Source organism: Roseobacter denitrificans OCh 114 (assembly GCF_000014045.1).
GTDB classification, from domain to species: Bacteria; Pseudomonadota; Alphaproteobacteria; order Rhodobacterales; family Rhodobacteraceae; genus Roseobacter; species Roseobacter denitrificans.
This window is the reverse complement of record NC_008209.1, coordinates 2,876,599-2,891,507: the sequence shown is the minus strand read 5'-3', so window position 1 is coordinate 2,891,507 and position 14,909 is coordinate 2,876,599. Positions and strand designations below refer to the sequence as shown.

Below are 14,909 nucleotides of genomic sequence, written 5' to 3'. Positions count from 1 at the left end.
GAACCTGTACTATGGGGGTGAAAGGATGCTCTTTATGGCTGAACCCAAAGCGAAACTCACTACCGTTGATCCGGTCTGGAATCAGATCACCGCAGAAGCGCGTCAAGCGGCGCAGGATGAACCTCTGATCGGAGGCTTTCTGCATGCCTGTATCCTCCATCACAAGAGCATCGAAAAGGCGTTGTCCTATCGCGTCGCAGCGAAGCTGGCGTCCAATGAAATGTCGATGGTTGTGGTGCGCGAGATGGTCGAAGACGCATATGCGGCTGACAAGACACTGATCGAGGCTGCGCGCGCGGATCTGGTTGCGATTTACGAACGCGACCCGGCGTGTCACCGACTATTGCAACCGATCCTCTACTTTAAAGGCTATCAGGCCATGCAATCCTACCGCGTTGGCCACCACCTTTGGAAAACGGGGCGTCGCGATCTGGCGTATTTCGTTCAGATGCGCGTTTCTGAAATATTTGGTGTCGACATCCATCCCGCAGCGCGGATGGGCAAGGGCATCATGATTGATCATGCGCATTCCATCGTCATCGGTGAAACAGCCGTCGTTGGCGACAATGTGTCGATGCTGCATTCCGTAACGCTCGGCGGGACGGGTAAAGAAGAGGAAGACCGTCATCCAAAGATCGGCAACGGTGTTCTGATTGGTGCAGGCGCCAAGGTGCTGGGCAATATCAAGGTCGGGAACTGTAGCCGCATCGCTGCCGGGTCCGTCGTTCTGGAAGAGGTTCCCGAGTGCAAGACGGTCGCCGGAATTCCCGCCCGCATCGTTGGTGAAGCGGGCTGCGATCAACCGTCGGTTTCCATGAACCACATGCTGGGACCGGACGCGGTTTAAAAGCGTCAGACGAAAAAACCGCATACCGTCAGATGATACTGTATTAACCAACATGGCCCGCGATTTTGAGAATCGCGGGCCATGTCGTGTCTGGCGATATGGAATGCGTCAGATATGCGCGCAGATTATCCGTGCTACGCCAGCATTGTCATCGGGTTTTCAAGGTTCTCCTTGATGGCCGATATGAGTTGCGCGCCCAGAGCGCCATCAATCACCCTGTGGTCTACGGACAGAGTGACGGACATCACGGTCGCAACGGCCAATTCACCGTCCTTGCCGACGACAGGTTTTTTCACGCCTGCACCAACCGCCAGAATAGCACCGTGGGGCGGGTTGATGACCGCATCGAAGTTGTCGATCCCGAACATGCCAAGATTGGAAATCGCAAAGCTACCGCCCTGATATTCGTGCGGGGCGAGCTTGCGGTCGCGCGCGCGCGCCGCGAGGTCCTTCATCTCGGCAGAGAGCGCCGAGAGCGATTTCATCTCGGCGTCCCTGAGAACCGGCGTGAACAATCCACCCTCAATCGCGACGGCAACAGCCACGTCAGACGGTGTGAGTTTCAGCATGCGGTCCCCGGCCCAAACGGCGTTCGCGTCCGGCACGGTTTGCAGGGCCAGCGCACAGGCCTTGATGATGAAATCATTCACCGACAGCTTCACGCCCCGGCTTTCCAGCTGCTTGTTCAATTGCCCCCGGAAGGCCAACAGCGCATCAAGCTCGATGTCGCGCCGCAGGTAGAAATGGGGAATCGACTGCTTGGCTTCGGTCAGGCGCGCAGCGATCGTCTTGCGCATCCCGTTGAGGCTGATTTCATCGTAGGCGCGCCCTTCATACATCGCCATCACCGCTTCAGCGGCGGGACCTGATGCAACTGGCGCGCTCGGCGCTGGAGCCGCAGGTCCGGGCGCAGCCGGGGCAGGGGCCGCAGCGCTTGCGCTGAGCCCCTCGACATCTGCCTTGACGATCCGCCCATGCGGGCCGGACCCTTTGACCGTGGCCAGATCAACGCCATTGCTGGCCGCGATCCTGCGTGCAAGAGGGGATGCAAATATCCGTGATCCATCCGAGGACTGCGGCGCGGCCGGCGCGGGCGTCGCTGTTGGTTCAGGGGTGGGTGCGGGTGCGTCCTCTTTGGTTGCTGCGGCAGCCGGCTCAGGTTCGGCAGAGATGTCATCCGCACTTTCCCCGTCTTCCAGAAGCACCGCGATCGGAGTGTTCACTTTCACCCCTTCGGTGCCTTCTTCGACCAGGATCTTGCCGATGGTGCCTTCATCAACGGCTTCGAATTCCATCGTTGCCTTGTCGGTTTCGATCTCGGCCATAATATCGCCAGAGGCCACGGTGTCCCCCTCCTTCACCAGCCATTTGGCCAGTGTGCCTTCTTCCATGGTCGGGCTCAGGGCGGGCATGAGAATTTCTGTAGGCATCTGCGCGCTCCTTACTTGTAGGTGACTTGTTTCACGGCAGCGATCACTTCATCGGTGGTGACCAGCGCGTGTTTTTCAAGATTGGCCGCATAGGGCATTGGCACGTCTTTACCGGTGCAATTGATGACCGGCGCATCCAGATAGTCAAATGCCTCCTGCATGATCACCGAACTGATGTAGCTGCCTACGGAGCCTTGCGGCCATCCTTCTTCGACGGTCACGCAACGATTGGTTTTCATCACGGATTTGATGATGCTGGCCGTATCCATGGGGCGCAGGGTACGCAGATCGACAACCTCGGCCGAGATGCCTTCGTCGGCAAGCTTTTCAGCGGCTTCAAGGGCATATTGCATGCCGATACCAAAGCTGACGATGGTCACATCGGACCCTTCGCGCCAGATGCGGGCCTTGCCAAAGGGCACGGTGTAATCCTCGATGTCAGGCACATCAAAGGTGCGCCCGTAAACGATTTCATTCTCAAGGAAAATTACCGGGTTCGGATCGCGGATCGCAGTTTTCATCAACCCCTTGTAATCAGAGGCAGCATAGGGCATCGCGACCTTCAGACCCGGCACCTGCATGTACCATGCCGCGTAATCCTGACTGTGTTGCGCCCCTACACGGGCCGCCGCACCATTGGGCCCACGGAAGACCATTGGCGCGCCCATCTGACCCCCCGACATGTAAAGCGTTTTGGCTGCGGAGTTGATGATGTGGTCAATTGCCTGCATTGCGAAGTTGAATGTCATGAATTCCACAATCGGGCGCAGACCGCCAAAGGCGGCGCCGGTCGCAATCCCGGCAAAGCCATGTTCCGTGATCGGCGTATCAATCACGCGTTTGGACCCGAATTCATCCAGCATCCCCTGGGAAATCTTGTAGGCCCCCTGATATTCGGCGACCTCTTCTCCCATCAGGAACACCGTTTCGTCGCGGCGCATTTCTTCGGACATGCCATCGCGCAGCGCTTCGCGCACGGTCTGTTGTTTCAGGGGGGTGCCTTCGGGCCAGTCGGGCGTTGTATCCGTTTCAGGTGCTGCCGGCGTGGCGGCGGTTGGTGTCGTGGCAGGTGGCTTGCCTTCCTCAGCCTTCAGTGCCGCAGGCATGGGGGCTTCTGCTGCGTCAGCGCCGGCTTGAGGCACATCTTCGCCTTCCTCGACAAGAATGGCGATGGCTGTGTTCACTTTCACGCCTTCGGTGCCTTCTTCGATCAGGATCTTGCCGATGATACCTTCGTCGACGGCTTCGAATTCCATCGTCGCCTTGTCGGTCTCAATCTCGGCCATGATGTCACCGGAGGAAACCGTGTCTCCTTCCTTGACCAGCCATTTGGCGAGTGTGCCTTCTTCCATGGTGGGCGATAGGGCGGGCATGAGTATTTCAGTAGCCATTGATCAAGCCTCCTGCGGAACTTCTGTGGCGTAGATGTCGGTCCAAAGCTCTTTCAGGTCCGGCTCGGGGGATGTTTTTGCAAACTCCGCGCTCTCGTTCACGATGGCTTTGATTTCCTTGTCGATGGCTTTCAAATCGTCTTCGGTTGCGTGCTTGCCTGTCAGCAGCATCGAGCGCACCTGTTCGATCGGATCGCGCTCGTCGCGCATTTTCTGCACCTCTTCGCGGGTCCGGTATTTCGCCGGATCGGACATGGAGTGGCCGCGATAGCGATAGGTTTTGATCTCAAGAATATAGGGCCCCTTGCCAGACCGGCAGTGCGCGACGGCGGTGTCACCGGCGGCCTTGACCGCAATGACATCCATGCCGTCAACAGCTTCGCCCGGAATGCCAAAGGCGCGTCCGCGCTCATATATCTCATCCGATGAGGTGGAGCGCTGCTGCGAGGTGCCCATGGCGTATTGGTTGTTTTCAATCACAAAGATACACGGCAGGTCCCACAGGGCAGCCATGTTGAAAGCCTCGTAGACCTGCCCCTGATTGGCCGCACCATCGCCGAAATAGGTGAAGGTCACGCGCTTGTTGTCGAGGTATTTGTCCGCGAAAGCCAGACCCGCGCCCAGCGGAACCTGAGCGGCCACGATTCCGTGGCCCCCGTAGAAATGCTTCTCCTTGGAGAACATATGCATGGAGCCGCCTTTGCCTTTGGAATAGCCACCCTCGCGTCCGGTCAATTCGGCCATCACGCCGTTGGGGTCCATCCCACAGGCCAGCATGTGGCCGTGATCACGGTAGGACGTGATGCGTTTGTCGCCCTCTTCGGCGGCGGCCTCAAGGCCGACAACAACCGCTTCCTGACCGATGTAGAGATGGCAAAAGCCGCCGATCAGGCCCATGCCGTACAGCTGGCCTGCTTTTTCCTCGAACCGTCTGATCAGGAGCATATCCTTGTAATATGCCGTGAGTTCTTCGGCTGAGACGTTTGGTTTTTTTGCCGCTTTTCGCGCTGCCATCGGTCACACTTCCTTTCCGCAACCCGCCGTGGGGTAGATAGTTTAGCATTAAACTATCTATTATCGGATTCGGTGGCGTATTGCGAGACTGAATACAAACTCTGGCCATTTTGCCGCAAAAGGGCAGCCTGAACGCTAGCGGATGACGATTTCGTCGGCGCGGATCATGCCTAACACGCGTCGCACTTGCTCATCCAGCAGATCAAGATCGAGGTAGTCATCCGACAGGCGCAGGGTGAGGTTCTCCATCTCCTGCACATCCGCCTGCACAGCACTCAACTGCTGGCGCAGCACATTTGCCTCCGCCGTGATCTCGGCCCGTTTGAACACACCGAAATCGCCCTGCACAGCGGCAAAGGTGAAATAGGTCGCAAGGCCCAATGCGAGCGTGAAGAAAATGAATGTACCAAATGCGGGACGGGTGCTGCGGTTCATGTGTATTGCCTCTGGGCCGCCTCTTGATGGGCGTGCGCATAGTATGACACAGGGCGGTGCACCTGTGAATCCCATTTCATCCGAAAATACCGAAATCCTGTTGTTTTTTGCCTGTTAACGCCGGTTTTGGCGTTTTGTGAGCGACTTGAGGCATCGCATCTCATGTTAAGCGTTGAAATCGATGATTTCAGGCAGCGGTATATGGTTTAGGGTTTTCGAATAACGCTTCAGCCTTGCAGTGCCGCGACCCCGGGAAGGGTTTTGCCCTCCATCCATTCCAGAAACGCGCCACCGGCGGTTGAAATATACGTGAAATCCGCGGCGGCACCCGCCTGATTGAGTGCGGCAACCGTATCACCGCCGCCCGCAACTGAGATCAGCGCGCCTGATTTGGTCAGCCGCGCCGCCTCCAAAGCGGTGGCATTTGTGGCCTGATTGAAGGGGGTAATTTCAAATGCGCCCAGCGGGCCGTTCCAGATCAGTGTCTTGAGCGTTCTGAACGCAGCCATGACGGCCGCCACGCTTTGGGGGCCGGCATCCAGAACCATCTGGTCCTCGGCCAGAACCGTGTCCTTACCCAGGGCGACAACCTCAAAGTCTGCACCCGCCTTGAATTCGCGCGCGACGACCCCGTCGACCGGCAGCAGCAGCTTGCACCCCGCACGCTCGGCAGACTGCATGATCGTCCGAGCGGTTTCCATGTAATCCGGCTCCATCAGCGACGCGCCCAGTTTCGCGCCCTGTGCGGCGAGGAAAGTGTTGGCCATGCCGCCCCCGATCACGAGCACATCGAGGCGGGCAACCAGATTTTCAAGCAGTGCGATTTTCGTCGAAACCTTGGCCCCGCCCACCACCGCGCCGACGGGGCGTTGTGGCGTCGACAGGGCCGCTTCCAAGGCCGAAAGCTCCGCCTGCATCAAGCGGCCCGCGCAGGACGGCAACAGATGCGCAACCCCCGTGGTGGAGGCATGCGCACGGTGGGCGGCTGAAAAGGCGTCATTGCAAAAGACATCGCCGAGCGTGGCCAGAAACCGCGCCATTTCCGGGTCATTGGCCTCTTCGCCCACTGCAAAGCGCGTGTTTTCCAGCAGAACAACGATGCCTTCCGGCAAATCAGACAGGCGCTCCGCGTTGGGCTCTTCGATGAATGTGACCTTGCGCCCCAAAGCGGCCTCAAGCGCGGGCAGGGTCACGCGCAGCGACATTTCCGGCACAACCTTGCCTTTGGGACGCCCGAAATGCGCCAGCATGATCGGCGTGCCGCCCTTGGCCAGAATATCCTGCAGCGTCGGAATGATGCGATCAATCCGCGTTCGGTCCGTGACCTGACCCTCCTCGACCGGCACGTTGATATCCACACGCAGCAGCACCCGCTTGCCCGCCACATCCATATCATCCAATGTCTTCCAACTCATGCCGGACCCTCCGTCTGCCTCGCCTGCGTCCGTGTTTTGCGCTTATCGTCGCTGAGGTCAACCGAGCGGCTTGGCATTCCTGATCGCAGCGCGTAGGTAATTCGCAAAGTTTTCAACAGGAGTGCCCAGATGGCCGAAATTACCGACCCCGAAAACACGATCTTGATGGAGCTCAAAGGCGGGACCGTCACCATCCAGCTGCTGCCGGATGTCGCGCCCCAGCATGTCGCACGGATGAAAGAGCTGGCGCGTGCGGGCCATTATGACAACGTCGCCTTTCACCGGGTGATCGACGGTTTCATGGCGCAAACCGGCGATGTGCAGCATGGTGACATGGAAGATGGCTTCAATCTGCGCATGGCGGGCACCGGCGGGTCCGATCTGCCGAATGTACCTGCGGAGTTTTCCAAAGTGCCCCATGCGCGCGGGTCGCTGGGCGCGGCGCGTTCCTCCAACCCGGACAGCGCGAACAGCCAGTTCTTCATCAACTTCAAGGACAATGATTTCCTGAACGGTCAATACACGGTCTATGGTCAGGTGATCGAGGGGATGGAACATGTGGACGCCATTACCCGGGGCGAGCCGCCTGCGGAGCCGGATCGCATGATCTCGGTGAAGGTTGCTGCCGATGTTTAAGGCAGCGGTATTCATGGCCACATTGGCCGCTGGACCTGCCATGGCGACGGGCATCGCGATCGAGGTCGCGGGCGAGGCCAACGGAACGATCACGATTGATCTGCTGGAGGATCTTGCCCCCGGCCATGTCGAGCGGATCACCATGCTCGCGGCCAGCGGTGCCTATGATGGTGTGGTTTTTCACCGTGTCATTGACGGCTTCATGGCGCAGACCGGGGATGTCGAATTCGGCAAGATGGGCGGTGACATGCGGCGCGCCGGCATGGGGGGGTCTGATCAGCCGGACCTGCCGCAGGAGTTTTCCGATGTGCCGTTTGACCGCGGTGTCGTGGGCATGGCCCGGTCGCAAAATCCCAACAGCGCCAACAGTCAGTTTTTCATCATGTTCAGCGAAGGCTATTTTCTCAATGGCCAATATACCGTGGTGGGTCGTGTGACTGACGGGCTTGAAGTGCTGGATGCAATCAAGCGCGGGCAGGGGCGCAACGGTGCCGTGACCGGCCAGCCCGATGTGATGCAATCGGTACGCGTGATCGACGCGCCCACTGATTAAGTGACCATCGGTCACATCATGTGGCCGATCTGGAACGCAATTCGAGGGTCTCAACTGAGCAGTTTGCTCGGTTGAGACCCTCAATAACCTGCCGCAGCTGTCGGGTCTGAAGCGCAGGGGGCACCTTTAACGTGTGTTCCGTGGCGCATGAGCGACGCCATCGTAAACCGGGGGCGGTTGCAATTGCCCATGACCTCGCCCGCACATTATGGAGGTGTGAACCTGCGCCCTGGCGCGTCTGACGAAATATCTGAAACATCAAGCACTACGCGTAACGCGTTGAAATCTTTGATTTCAGGCAGCGTTTCGAGATTCGGGTTTTTCGCATGACACCTTAGGTGAGATAGGTCTTTCGCATCACGCTTGAGGAACCTCGCACGCATAGAAAAAGGCGCCACAGTTTTCTGCGGCACCTTGTGTCTTTTGTTGAAATCCTGTGCTCAGGATGCGGGGTTTGGCTTGCTCACCGGTGCGGTTTTTGCGCCGGGGTTCAGCGGGTCGTCCTGACGTTGCACGGACCCCTCGAAATGCGCGCCACTTTCGATCGCGATGGTCTTGTGGATAATGTCGCCTTCAACACGTGCGGTTGAGGTCAGACGCACCTTGAGGCCGCGCACACGACCAACGATGCGACCGTTGATCACCACGTCATCCGCAACCACTTCGCCCTTGATCGTCGCGCTTTCACCGATGGTGAGCAAATGGGCGCGGATATCACCTTCGACGGTGCCTTCCACCTGAATGTCGCCCGTCGTTTTCATGTTGCCGGTCACATGCAGGTCAGCGGACAACACAGACGCGGGCGGCTTGGCCTTGGGTGCCGCCGCCTTGAAGTCGGATTGTTTTGGCGTAGCAGGCGCAGACGTCGCCGCCGCAGGCGTTTCCGTCGCGGTTGGTTTGCTCGCCGGTTCGTTCATTTTGCTTTTAGAAAACATCTTGTGCAGCCTTGATAAAGATCATTGGGTTTACAGCTTTACCGCCAACGCGCACCTCATAGTGCAGATGCACGCCGGTCACCCGTCCGGATGCTCCCATATCACCAATATGATCGCCACGCGAGACCCTTTGCCCTACTTTGACGCGAATTTTTGACAAATGCGCATAGCGGGTCTCAATTCCGAACTCATGTTGTATTTTAATAAGACGTCCATAGCCTGATGACCAGCCTGCTTCGGTCACGACGCCATCGGCGGTCGCATGCAGGTCGGTGCCCAGCGACGCGGCGAAATCGACACCTTTGTGCATCCGCCGTCCCCCGGTTTTCGGATCGCGCCGATAGCCATAATCGCTGGTAAAGCGGAACGCCTGTTTGACCGGTAATGCAAAAGGCGCCTTTTCAGCCGCGATCCGGTAGAGGTTGAGCGTGTCCATATGCCCGAGCAGACGGTTCGCGCGTTCCATATCGGCGCTCGGTTCCTCGCCGCGACTGGAAAAGGACAGCGGGGTCAGGGGGCCGCCCTGACCGGAATAGCCGCGACGGATCTGATCCAGTATGCGTTCCGTCGGCAGGCCAGCCTCGCGAAACATCTTGTCCAGCGGCGCGACCGAGATGGTCATGGCCTCTTCCAACTGGCGGAATATCTGGTCGTTGTCCTCTTTCATCAGCGCGATCTCAAGCGCCAGACGGTCGGCCTGTTCCAGTGCGTCCTGCGCGTCTTCGACGACTTCGTCACGCTCCTGCGCTGTCCGGGCCAGCGCGTCGGCAAGGATGTCAACCGGCGCCGTTTCCCCGATCTGCGCCATCATCGTACCCTTGTCACTGCCCTGCGTGCCAAGATCCTTGAGTGCTGCAAGCTCCGTGCGGGCCGCCTCGCGCTCCCCGATGGCCCGCCTCAGGTTGCCCTGAATGACCTCGATACCGGTTTCCAACTCGTGCCGCCGGGTCTCAGAGCGCAGCAACTCGGATTGCATGGTCGATATCTGTTCGAGCGCCGCATTGAATCGCTGTTGCGCCGCCAGCGCTTCTGCTGCGCGACGGTCACGCTGTTCTGCCAGATCATTCAGGCGCGCCTGATAGGTGGTTTGATCGCGTTTGGCCTGTTCGCGGAAATTCCCCGCCCCGATGCTGTTCATGAACAGCATGGATGTCACCACGATGGACCAGCCGACCACGATTGCAACACCACCGACCGCAATCAACTGCGTTCCGGGGCGCAACCGGATAAAGCGGGTATCGGTGTCTGATTTCAGGAAAACACGTCGCTCCGGGAACAGGCGTTCCAGAAAATTGTGGATGCTGATGCCCAGACGTGTCCGCACTCAAAGCCTCTTGTGTTGCCTCTGCTCCTGCGTTTCTGCGCAGCGATTGGCCTCGTGATTAGACAGTGGGTTTCAAAGGGGCAACCCTCTTTCCTGCATTGTGTGCTACTTAAGGTTGAGTTGTTGTAAATGGGCAAAAAACCGCCTGTTTCCGGCGGTTTCGCGCTCTAGGCCTTGGCTGTGAGTGGCCAATAGAAGTCCGGCGGTATCCCGGCCTCGGCACGTTTCTCTTCGTTGAAGGGCGGTTTCAGGGGGCCGTGGAAATATTTGCGCACCAGCGCGTGGAACCGTTCCTTGGGGTCTTCATCGTTGCGCCCGCACAGAAAATGAAACCATTTTGACCCATAGGCGACATGGGCGACTTCCTCGCTGTAAATCAACTCCAGCGCCTCGACGGCGCTGGTGGCCTTGGCACGGCGAAACACCTCGATCATCCCCGGGGTGACATCCAGGCCGCGCGCCTCAAGCACCATGGGCACGACCGCAAGGCGGCCCATGAAATCATACACCGTGTCCTCGGCCGCCCGCCACATCCCGGCATGCGCGGGCAAGGCGCCATAATGGCTGCCGAACTCTTCAAGGCAGTCGCACATCAGGTTGAAATGCTTGGATTCCTCATCCGCCGCCTTGACCCAATCGTCATAAAATCCCATCGGCATTTTCACATGCGCAAAACGCGCGATGATATCCCAGTGCAGATCGACCGCATTGAGTTCGATATGGGCCACCGCATGCAGCAGCGCGACGCGCCCTTCGGGCGAGCCGGGTTTGCGGTGCGGCACGTCGCGCGGATTGAGCAACTGCGGGCTTGGCGGTCGCGCCGGGTGCATTGGCGGATCTGCGCGGCCAATGTCCGGTGTCTCCCCGGCTTCGCGCGCGGCTTGCCATGCGCTGGCGTATTCGCGCGACAGGGCCGTCTTTGCGCGCCCATCCGCCGTGCGCAAAACCGCCTCTGCCATCTGGGCCAGAGGGATCACAGGGCGCGCACTTCCTCAAGAACGGCCTCGACATGTCCGGGGACTTTGACCTTGTTCCAGATCTTGGCAATCGTGCCGTCCGCCGCAATCAGAAAGGTCGTGCGTTCAATGCCCATGTATTTCTTGCCATACATGTTCTTTTCTTTCCACACGCCATAGTCTTCGCAGGTGGTGCCATGTTCATCGGACAACAGCGGGATGTCCAATTCGCGTTTCTTGGCGAATTTTTCATGGCTGGCGATGCTGTCCTTTGAAATGCCAAAGACGCGCGCGCCCGCCGCGGCAAAGGCCTCGCGGTTTTCCGAAAAACCAATGCTTTCCTTGGTGCATCCGGGCGTGTCATCGCGCGGGTAGAAAAACAGCACCACCGGCGCGCCGGCGAGGGCGCTCAGCGTGACGTCGGTGCCGCCTGTGCTTGGTAGGGTAAAATCAGGCGCTTTTTCGGATATTTCTGGCATAACACTCTCGTGGCTTTTCAGGATTGAACTGGAGTGACATAGTAGCGCTGCGGCGCGCAGTGCCAAGGGGTCTTCCCGCAGTGTCGCGCCCAATCCAGCCAATCGCCGACAAGGCCTGATTTCGTTTTGCAAGTTGACGACAAAGAAACACTGAAAATGCGGCGGGCGCGACGTCGCAAGCGGACTCTGATTTGGACAGGTGTCATTTTCGCACTGCTCCTTGTCGGGGCCTCTGTCAGTGCGCTTTGGCTGCAGGGGCGCGAGTTGCTGGCGCCGCCGTGGCTGCGCGACAGGATCGAGGCGCAACTGGGCCAGGCGGTCCCGGATGTTGACATTTCCTTCGGCGAGGTGGTCGTTGTGATTGACGACGACTGGCGGCCCCGGTTTTCGGTGCGTGATGTGCATCTGGCCGATGCGCAGGGCGCGGAAATCGTCAGCTTTTCGGATGTGAGCGGCGCGCTCAGCCTGTCGGCCCTGATGGAGCGCCGGCTCAGCCTCGGAACTTTGTTTGTGAACGGAGTTTTCGTCACGCTGCACCGGTCGCCGGACGGCCCCTTGTCGCTGTCCACAACCGCGAACGCGGAAGTCGTCAGCATGCAGGCGCCCACGCTGGTCGAGTTGGTCAGCGAGTTGGACAAATTGCTGCTGCGCCCGGTTTTGCGGGATCTGTCGCTGTTTGAGATGCGCGCGATTACCCTGCGCTATGAGGATGCGCGTGCCGACCGTGCCTGGACGGTCGACGGGGGTACGATGCGCCTGCGCCGCGCGGGCGATGCACTGGGCATAAACGTGGATCTTGCGGTTCTGGGCGGTGGTGCGGATGTGGCCACGCTTTCGGCGGATTATACCGGCACAATTGGCGCGGCGCAGGCCAGTTTCGGTCTGGCGCTTGAAAACATAGATGCCGGTGACGTGGCCTCGCAGGGGGCCGCCGTTTCATGGCTCAGTGTTCTGCAAGCGCCCATCTCCGCAACCCTGCGCGGGTCCACGCAGGAGGATGGCGCGCTGGCGCCGCTCAATGTCGCGCTCCAGATCGGGGCGGGCGTGATCCAGCCCACGCCACAGGCACAACCCATCCCGATTGACGGGGCGCGCAGCTATTTCAGCTATCTGCCGCAGGAACAGATGCTGCGTTTTGATGCCTTTGGCATTGACAGCAAATGGGGCCGGGGCAGTCTTGAAGGGCAGGCGGTTCTTGAATCGGTTGAAAACGGACGCATCGGGTCGCTTGTCGGGCAGTTTCGCCTGTCGGAATTGCTGGTCAATCCGGCGGGGTTTTACGATGCGCCGGTGCGGATTGAAGCCACCGAGCTTGACTTTCGCCTCAAGCTCGCGCCATTTTCGTTGACGCTGGGCCGGTTGGATATCCGTGATCAGGGCAACAACCTGTCGGCGCGCGGTGAACTCTCGGCCGGGGAGCAGGGCTGGGATGTGTCGGTGGATGCCAATCTGGACGCGCTGTCCTCCGAGCGGCTCCTGACGCTTTGGCCGGAAGCGGTGGTGCCCAAGACGCGCAACTGGATCAGCGAAAACATCAAGACGGCGCATATCAGTGACGCAGTCGCATCGCTCCGGATTACCCAAGGGGGCGCGCCTGAAACCTATCTCGGGTTTGATTTTCACGATGCGGATTTCACCTTCATCGACGAGATGCCACCGATCACAGGTGGCACAGGCCATGCATCGCTTTTCAAAAACCGCTTTGCCATTGCCATTGATGAGGGTGCCGTGACCGCCCCGCAGGGGGGGCGGGTCGAGGTCGCAGGGTCCTCGTTCATCGTTCCGGACGTCAAGGCCAAACCCGACCCACCCGGTGTCGTGCGCCTGAACGGGCAGTCCAGCGTGACCGCGGCCCTGTCGTTGTTGGACCAGCCGCCGCTGGAGGTGATGCAAAAGGCGGATGTGCCCGTGGATGTGGCCGACGGGCAGTTAGATTTCGCGGGCACGCTGTCCTTGCCGCTCAAGAAGGGCACGAAAGTCGATGATGTGGAATTTGACGTCTCTGGTGTCGTGACGCAGGCGCGCAGCGACAGGCTGTTGAAAGACCGCAGGTTGGCGGCGGACACCCTTGGACTGACCGCCTCCGAGGCAGGGATCGAGGTGGCAGGCAGGGGCACCATCGACGACGTCCCCGTGGATGTCGTCTGGAGCCAGGCCATCGGCACACCGGATCAGCCAACACCGGGCCGCGTGGAAGGGCGTGCCCGGATCGACCGTGCTGCACTGGAAACCTTTGGCATTGATCTGCCCGGCGACATGGTGCGCGGCAGCGGCACAGCGGACATCGCGATTGATTTGCTGAAAGGGACACCGCCGCAGTTTTCCCTGACATCTGATCTGGTTGGCCTCGATATGGCGCTGCCACCTCTGGGCTGGTCCAAACCGGCGTCCACTGCGGGAACCCTCGCGGTCGATATGACCTTGGGTGAAGCGCCAAAGGTGGATCGGATTTTGCTGGAGGCCCCCGGTCTCTTTGCCGAGGGCGATGTTACCCTGACACCGCAGCAACAGTTGGAGCGGATGCGCTTGCGCGAGGTGCGCCTTGGCAACTGGCTCAACGCACCGGTGGATATCGTCGGGCGGGGCGCGGATCTGCCGCCGGGTATCGTGCTGCGCGGGGGCACTGTCGATCTGCGGCGGGCGGATTTGCCATCCGGGCTGGAGCCGCGCGCAAACAGCGGGCCGCTCACGGTGACGCTGGACAGGCTGACCGTCAGCGACACGATTGCCATCACCGACATGCGCGGCGCGTTTCAGACATCGGGCGGGCTGGCGGGCAATTTCGACGGGCAGATAAACGGGGCTGCACGCGTTGTCGGGCAGGTGTCGCCGCAAAACGGCCGCCCCGCGCTGCAACTGAGCGCGCAGGATGCCGGGCGCGCCCTTGCAGCCTCGGGGCTGGTCCAGCAGGTACGCGGTGGCGCATTGCAGCTGTCATTGGTGCCGGTGGGCACGGGCGGGGCGTTTGATGGAAAGCTGAGCGTGCAGAACATCACCGTCAGGGATGCACCAACCATGGCCGCGCTGCTCAATTCGATCAGCATCGTGGGGCTGATCAACGAGTTGAACGGCGATGGCATTTACTTTTCGGATGTGAACGCTGACTTCCGGCTTGCCCCGTCACAAATCACGGTGCGCGAGGCCAGTGCGACCGGGGCCTCGATCGGCCTTTCCATGGACGGAGTGTTCGAGCCGGCCTCGGGCCGTCTGAACATGGAGGGGGTGATCTCTCCCGTCTATATGCTCAACGCCATCGGCAGCGTGTTGACCCGTCCCGGCGAAGGGCTCTTTGGGTTCAACTATTCGATCACGGGCACGGCACAGTCACCGGAAGTCTTCGTCAATCCGCTGACGGCGCTGGCCCCCGGCATGTTGCGCAACCTGTTTCGCGGATCCCGCGCCAAGGCACCGCTGGAGGCGGGCGAACCCGTACCGGTGCCTGAACCGCGCCGCACCCCGGTTGTGACGCGGGGCGAAGACCGCTAAACGGGCGC

The 14,909-nt window shown here is 59.9% G+C and carries 13 protein-coding genes; 4 read left to right on the top strand and 9 right to left on the bottom strand.

The features are described from left to right. Positions 1–34 precede the first annotated feature (34 nt). Positions 35–847, top strand: a complete 813-nt coding sequence (cysE, locus tag RD1_RS13855) for a serine O-acetyltransferase (RefSeq protein WP_044033151.1) — start codon at positions 35–37, stop codon at positions 845–847. A 134-nt stretch (positions 848–981) separates the two neighbouring features. Here the strand turns inward: cysE and RD1_RS13850 are convergent, their stop codons facing one another. The 5 genes from RD1_RS13850 to pgk all read right to left on the bottom strand — a co-directional run bounded on the left by RD1_RS13850 (position 982) and on the right by pgk (position 6,532). Next, positions 982–2,277 (bottom strand): pyruvate dehydrogenase complex dihydrolipoamide acetyltransferase, encoded by a 1,296-nt coding sequence (locus RD1_RS13850; protein ID WP_011569146.1) that lies wholly within the window; start codon positions 2,275–2,277, stop codon positions 982–984. An 11-nt stretch (positions 2,278–2,288) separates the two neighbouring features. Next, positions 2,289–3,668 carry a pyruvate dehydrogenase complex E1 component subunit beta gene (locus RD1_RS13845; RefSeq protein WP_011569145.1) on the bottom strand — a complete coding sequence of 460 codons (1,380 nt, stop codon included), beginning with the start codon at positions 3,666–3,668 and terminating at the stop codon, positions 2,289–2,291. 3 nt (positions 3,669–3,671) lie between these two features. Then, entirely contained in the window at positions 3,672–4,682 is a 1,011-nt protein-coding gene (pdhA, locus tag RD1_RS13840; protein WP_011569144.1) for a pyruvate dehydrogenase (acetyl-transferring) E1 component subunit alpha, read from the bottom strand. A 135-nt stretch (positions 4,683–4,817) separates the two neighbouring features. After that, positions 4,818–5,117 (bottom strand): FtsB family cell division protein, encoded by a 300-nt coding sequence (locus RD1_RS13835; protein WP_011569143.1) that lies wholly within the window; start codon positions 5,115–5,117, stop codon positions 4,818–4,820. Positions 5,118–5,344: 227 nt separating this feature from the next. Further along, on the bottom strand, positions 5,345–6,532 hold the full coding sequence (gene pgk / locus RD1_RS13830) for a phosphoglycerate kinase (protein WP_011569142.1): 1,188 nt from the start codon (positions 6,530–6,532) through the stop codon (positions 5,345–5,347). Between the two features lie 129 nt (positions 6,533–6,661). Here pgk and RD1_RS13825 point away from each other — a divergent pair, with 129 nt between their 5' ends. Beyond that, a complete protein-coding gene (locus RD1_RS13825) occupies positions 6,662–7,168 on the top strand; it encodes a peptidylprolyl isomerase (protein WP_011569141.1) in 507 nt (168 codons plus the stop codon). Then, positions 7,161–7,721 (top strand): peptidylprolyl isomerase, encoded by a 561-nt coding sequence (locus RD1_RS13820; protein WP_044033150.1) that lies wholly within the window; start codon positions 7,161–7,163, stop codon positions 7,719–7,721. The genes RD1_RS13825 and RD1_RS13820 overlap by 8 nt, the downstream gene beginning before the upstream one ends. Before the next feature lie 440 nt (positions 7,722–8,161). Here RD1_RS13820 and RD1_RS13815 read toward each other — a convergent pair whose 3' ends face one another. The 4 genes from RD1_RS13815 to RD1_RS13800 form a co-directional block, all read right to left on the bottom strand. After that, complete coding sequence (locus RD1_RS13815) at positions 8,162–8,656, bottom strand: bactofilin family protein (RefSeq protein ID WP_011569138.1); 495 nt, start codon at positions 8,654–8,656, stop codon at positions 8,162–8,164. Next, on the bottom strand, positions 8,646–9,980 hold the full coding sequence (locus tag RD1_RS13810; protein WP_011569137.1) for a M23 family metallopeptidase: 1,335 nt from the start codon (positions 9,978–9,980) through the stop codon (positions 8,646–8,648). Before RD1_RS13810 ends, RD1_RS13815 begins: the two co-directional genes overlap by 11 nt. 167 nt (positions 9,981–10,147) lie before the next feature. Beyond that, positions 10,148–10,957 carry a ferritin-like domain-containing protein gene (locus RD1_RS13805; protein ID WP_011569136.1) on the bottom strand — a complete coding sequence of 270 codons (810 nt, stop codon included), beginning with the start codon at positions 10,955–10,957 and terminating at the stop codon, positions 10,148–10,150. Next, complete coding sequence (locus RD1_RS13800) at positions 10,954–11,415, bottom strand: peroxiredoxin (RefSeq protein ID WP_011569135.1); 462 nt, start codon at positions 11,413–11,415, stop codon at positions 10,954–10,956. Before RD1_RS13800 ends, RD1_RS13805 begins: the two co-directional genes overlap by 4 nt. A 156-nt stretch (positions 11,416–11,571) precedes the next feature. On the opposite strand from RD1_RS13800, the gene RD1_RS13795 reads away from it, so the two are divergent. After that, positions 11,572–14,901 (top strand): DUF3971 domain-containing protein, encoded by a 3,330-nt coding sequence (locus tag RD1_RS13795; protein WP_044033475.1) that lies wholly within the window; start codon positions 11,572–11,574, stop codon positions 14,899–14,901. Positions 14,902–14,909 lie beyond the last annotated feature (8 nt).